1 pseudogene is annotated in these 3554 nt (G+C 72.9%); it reads left to right on the top strand.

The annotated features are described in order from the left end of the window. A pseudogene (locus MFF42_RS19930) lies at positions 1-3432 on the top strand (calcium-binding protein); the annotation flags it as partial. Between the last annotated feature and the right edge of the window lie 122 nt (positions 3433-3554).

The following is a 3554-nucleotide window of genomic DNA, read 5'->3' as shown; positions in this document are numbered from 1 at the left end:
GACATGATCCTCGGCGACAACGGCCGGGCGGATCTCGCCCTGGCCTCCGGCCGCGCGGTGATCCGGCGGGTCGCCTCCACCGACCCGCTCGCGGGCGGCGACGACCGCATCGAGGCCGGCGACGGCAACGATACCGCGGCCGGCGGCACCGGTGCGGACGTGATCCTCGGCGCGGGCGGCCACGACGTGCTGTTCGGCGACCACATGCTCTACGATCTGGCCCTGCCGGTGAACCAGCGCGCGGTGTCGATCTTCACCGCCGCGACCGATGGCGGCGGCAACGACACGATCGAGGGCGGCGCGGGCGACGACTTCCTCTACGGCCAGCAGGGCGACGACACGCTCTCCGGCGGCGAGGGCGACGACGACATCACCGGCGGCCACAACGTGCTCGGCGGGGCCGACGGCAACGATCTCATCAATGGCGGCACCGGCGCGGACGTGATCCTCGGCGACAACGGCGTCATCACCCGCAACGTGCTCGTGGACGACGTGAAGTCGGTGGCGTGGCAGCGCAACCCCGGTCCCTTCGCCGACACGGTGACCCGCGACGTGCTGCGCTTCGACCTCATCGACTTCGTCGGCGGCGACGACGCGATCGCCGGCGGCGCGGGCGACGACCGGATCTTCGGCCAGATGGGCGACGACCTGATCTACGGCGAGGAAGGCTCCGACGAGATCGTCGGCGGCCTCGGCCGCGACCGGATCGATGGCGGCACCGGGGTCGATTACCTCCTCGGCGACGAGGGCCGGATCGTGCGCGCCTACGGTCAGGACGGCAGCGCGGTCCTCAACAGCGACGGCACCTGGCACCGCGACGTGGTGCTGGAGGAGATCGGCACGGTCACGGCCGCCATCGCCACGGACTCGCAGTCGGCCGCCGCACGCACGGCCGACCTCGCCGAGCGGCTGGCACGGGCGGACCTGGTCCTCGCGGTCGGCGCCCGCGACGGCGCGGGGACGCGCCTGACCACGGGCGAGGGGGGTGCCTGGGCGACCTCCGCGCTCACCGTCTCGCTGGCCAAGGCCGACGACGACATCCTCGCCGGCGGCGACGGCAACGACGTGCTGTTCGGCCAGCGCGGCAACGACCTCCTGATGGGCGGGGCCGGCGACGACCTGATCTACGGCGACCGCGCCTCGAACCTCGCGGAGACGGCCTCGGACAAGCCGGCGGTCGTCAACGCGATCCGGCTGATCGGGGCGGCGCCGGAGACCGGCCTCGTGCTGCCGCTCGGCGGCGAGGTCGTGGTGCCGGCCGCCAACCTCGTCCCCGGCGCGCTCGGCGCCGGCGCCCCGCGCATCGAGGTCTATCCGGCGATGGCCGGCTTGGCCGCCGACATCGCCGGCTCCGACCCGATCCGGCGCGGCGACGGGGCGCGCCTGACGGTCTACGCCTCGCTGGTTCCGAGCCTCTACGGCACCAACGGCGTGCTGGCGGGCAACGACACCATCGAGGGCGGTGCGGGCAACGACACGATCTACGGCGACAGCGGCGAGACCTACACCCTCGACGTGACCGCCTACGCCGCGCTCAACGCCCAGATCGACAAGGTCTCGGCCTCCATGGGCGACCTGCTCGGTGTCTTCGCCACGCTCGGCCGCGGCGTCGACCTGATGCAGGGGGCCGCCGGCCGGACGATCGCCTACGGCAACGACACCATCACCGGCGGCGACGGCGACGACGTCATCGTGGGCGATGCCGGCCGCACCATCGTGCGCGGCACCGGACCGCTGCGGAGCCAGAGCGTCGAAGCGGCGCTGGGCCTCAGCGACTTCCTCTCCGACATGCGCGCGGTCCTCACCGACCTCGCCATGACGGGGCGCGCCGCCCAGGCGCCGGTCACGGCGCGGCTGGAGACGATGGCGGGTCTGCCGCTGAACCAGCTCCTCGCCTACGGCCTGCCGGACGCGATGCGCACGGGCCATACGCTCTCGATCGGCAACGACACGATCGAGGCGGGTGCGGGGGACGACCTCGTCATCGGCGACACCCTGGTGATGCTCCAGCCCGGCGTGGCCCGCGCGCTCGCGGCCTTCGATCCGGCCCGGGCCCAGGACGCGGCCTCCGTCGAGGCGGCCGTGGCGGCGCGGGCAGCGGAGCGGTTCACCGCGATGCGTCTGCATCTGACGGCGGACTTCCCCGTCGACCTGAAGTCGGCAGCCCTGCACTGGTTCGTCACGGTCGGCGCCCGCGGCGACCGCTTCCACAGCGGCGGCGACCGGATCACCGGCGGTGCCGGCGACGACCTGCTGATCGGCGATACCGGCTTCATCCAGATCCCGGCCGCCAGCGCGGCCGAGGGCCGGGACGTGACCGCCGCGAGCCTCGCCGAGGATCGCGCGCAGGTCGATGCCCGCGTCCTCGGGACCGGCAGCCTTGGGCTCGGCGGGGATCTCGACCCGTGGACCCGCTCCGCCTGGAACGCGCTCGCCGGCAGCGTCCTCGGCTGGCGCAACCCGCTCTACTACGGCCTGGCCTGGGACAGCCCTTTCGGCTTCGCCGGACCGCTGAGCCTCACCGCCGGCTACCGCGGCTGGATCGGTGCGGCTCGGGATGCCCGGTTCGACCTGCAGAGCGTCCTGTTCGACGTGCGCTTCGTCATGGGCGTCCCGGACTCCGCGACGCCGGCCTCCGGCGTCTATGCCGGGACCATCACGGCGGGCGAGGACATCATCGCGGGCGGTGCCGGCAGCAACCGCATCTTCGGGGCGCAGGCGACGCTGGTGCCGAGCGTCAACGCCGACGGCCGGATGATCGGGCCGAACGCGCTGACGGTGCTCCTGCCGGGGACCGGCCTGAACCAGGGCAGCTTCACCCCGGCGCTGTTCAAGGACAGCATCGGCGTGATCAACACGGCCGGCTCCGACACGCGCTTCATCAACTTCCGTTACGGCATGCCGGTCGCCGGGCAGTGGGGCGCACCGTCGGTGGCGAGCTACGCGGCGACCTACGGCCACGCGGCCCTGGGCACCCCGTCCGCGGTCGCGCCGTGGCTGTCGGCACCGCAATACGGCGTGCCGCAGGGCGCCTCGACGGGGGCGGATCAGATCAGCGAGGGCACCGACGGCGTCTCGCTCGTCGGCTTCTACAAGAAGCGGGCGATCTGGACCTTCGATGCCGGCCTGTCGCTGCCCTCCTCGATCCTGGCGACCGCCGCCAGCACGCTGAACCCGGGCGCCGTCGCCAGCCGGCCGGCCACCATCGAGGCGGTGGCCCACAAGCCGCTGGTGCCGAAGGACGTGATCCGCTCCATCGAAGGCGGCGACATCGTCCTGCGCGGCAAGGAGCGGCCGGCCGCCGCCCCGTCGAAATACGCCACGTGGTTCTTCGACGAGGCCAAGGGCAGCCTCGTGGAGCAGGCGAAGGACGAGGACGACATCCTCTTCCTCGCCAAGCGCTTCGGCGATCCGACGCTGCCGTCGAAGTGAGGGCCGGCGGCCTGCGGGCCGCCGCGGCTTCGGCCTTTCGAGGAGGGGCGAGTCTTTCAGCCGACTTCCGGCTGATACGGTTTCCGGTTGATTACTTCGGTCGCCGTCGCCCCTCTCCTCCC

This window comes from Methylorubrum podarium (genome assembly GCF_022179745.1).
Taxonomy (GTDB): domain Bacteria; phylum Pseudomonadota; class Alphaproteobacteria; order Rhizobiales; family Beijerinckiaceae; genus Methylobacterium; species Methylobacterium podarium.
This window is presented reverse-complemented; position numbering and strand designations above follow the sequence as displayed.